This is a genomic window from Halopseudomonas xiamenensis, assembly GCF_014219065.1.
Lineage (GTDB): Bacteria > Pseudomonadota > Gammaproteobacteria > Pseudomonadales > Pseudomonadaceae > Halopseudomonas > Halopseudomonas xiamenensis.
On sequence record NZ_JACLGO010000069.1, the window covers coordinates 1 to 1,189 of the forward strand.

A 1,189-nucleotide genomic window follows, 5' to 3' on the forward strand; every position below is an offset into this window, starting at 1 on the left:
AAGCGCTGAGTGGGTTGAACAAAGTCAGGAAAAGTGTCCAGAATGCACTCAATAGACCCTTCTACCAGGTCATCAGGGCGCTGGGGCCTGTTGCACAGTGTAGTGGTCTAATGAAACCGGACACCCACTTAGGCGACAATGCTCGCCATTGAGAGGTGTTCGATGACAAGAAAGCGACGTACGTTTACCCCTGAATTCAAGCAGGAAACAGCCAGTCTGGTGCTCGACCAAGGCTACAGCATTGCCCAGGCCTGCTCATCCATGGGTGTTGGTGAATCAGCATTGCGTCGCTGGGTTCAGCAGCTCAGCGATGAACGGCAAGGTGTCACACCCAAAGGCAAAGCGATAACGCCCGAGCACCAACGAATTCAGGAGCTGGAAGATCGGTGCCGGCGGTTGGAAATGGAGAAATCCATACTAAAAAAGGCTACCGCTCTCTTGATGTCGGACGACTGGAAACGTACACGCTGATTGACCAGTTGAGAGAGCAGGCCCCAGTCGACATGGTGTGCACAGTCTTTGGTATCAACCGTTCGTGCTACTACGAGCATCGCCAGAGGATACAGCGTATTGATGCTGAACGTGTTGCCCTGAGAGCTCGGATTAACGAGCTGTTCAACAAGAGTCGCAGCTCTGCCGGTAGCCGCACCCTACAGGGCTTGCTGAACGACCAGGGTGTCGAGATCGGTCGATTCAAGGTGCGCCGACTGATGGGCGAATTGGGTTTGATCTGCAAGCAGCCAGGACCTCACGCTTATAAGCAAGCGACAGTGGAGCGGCTGGACATCCCAAACCGACTGGACCGTGAGTTTGATGTGCCACAGCCTGATCAGGTCTGGTGTGGTGATATTACCTACATCTGGACTGGCCAGCGTTGGAGTTATCTGGCGGTGGTGCTGGATCTATGTGCCCGTCGTGTGGTCGGTTGGGCGATGTCTGACACGGCAAATGCAGACTTGGTTGTTCAGGCCTTGGACCATGCCTGGGAGCAGCGAGGGCGCCCGGAGAAGGTCATGTTCCATTCTGATCAGGGTTCACAGTACGTGAGTCGCAAATTCCGGCAAAGGCTCTGGCGCTACCGAATGGTGCAGAGCATGAGCCGCCGAGGAAATTGCTGGGACACTCAATCTACTATGCTCTCGAACGTCAGCCCAATCTGACCCGTGCTGGGATTGGCTTGCTGGATTGC

The 1,189-nt window shown here is 54.9% G+C and carries 1 pseudogene; it reads left to right on the forward strand.

From position 1 onward, the window contains the following. Window positions 1-162: 162 nt before the first annotated feature. A pseudogene (locus H6X51_RS19840) lies at window positions 163-1,121 on the forward strand (IS3 family transposase); the annotation flags it as partial. Between the last annotated feature and the right edge of the window lie 68 nt (window positions 1,122-1,189).